Source organism: Pauljensenia sp. UMB3104 (assembly GCF_030217285.1).
In the GTDB taxonomy this organism is placed as follows: Bacteria; Actinomycetota; Actinomycetes; order Actinomycetales; family Actinomycetaceae; genus Pauljensenia.
The window spans coordinates 1-276 of sequence record NZ_JASONN010000284.1 but is presented as its reverse complement, the minus strand read 5'-3'; the positions used below and the strand labels follow the sequence as shown (position 1 = coordinate 276).

The following is a 276-nucleotide window of genomic DNA, read 5'->3' as shown; positions in this document are numbered from 1 at the left end:
TCGCGTCGCGCAGCGCGCCGGGCACCGGATCGAGACTGACCGCCCATCCAGAACGGATGAGAGCCTGTGCCTTCACCGAGCGTGCGAAGGAAGCAACAAGGAGTCCCGCGCCCTCCACCGCGCACCGTTGAACGGCAACGTCGAGAACGTCGCAGCGCGGGAACCGGCGCTCACGCAGCCGATCGTCGCCGTCGTCGCAGATGACGATGAGGCTCAGCTTCGCACAGGGAACCCACACTGCCGAGCGCGTGCCGACCACAATCGGAAGACGCCCGA

1 pseudogene is annotated in these 276 nt (G+C 67.4%); it reads right to left on the bottom strand.

What is annotated here, in order from left to right:
• A pseudogene (locus QP415_RS11730) lies at positions 1 to 276 on the bottom strand (primosomal protein N); the annotation flags it as partial.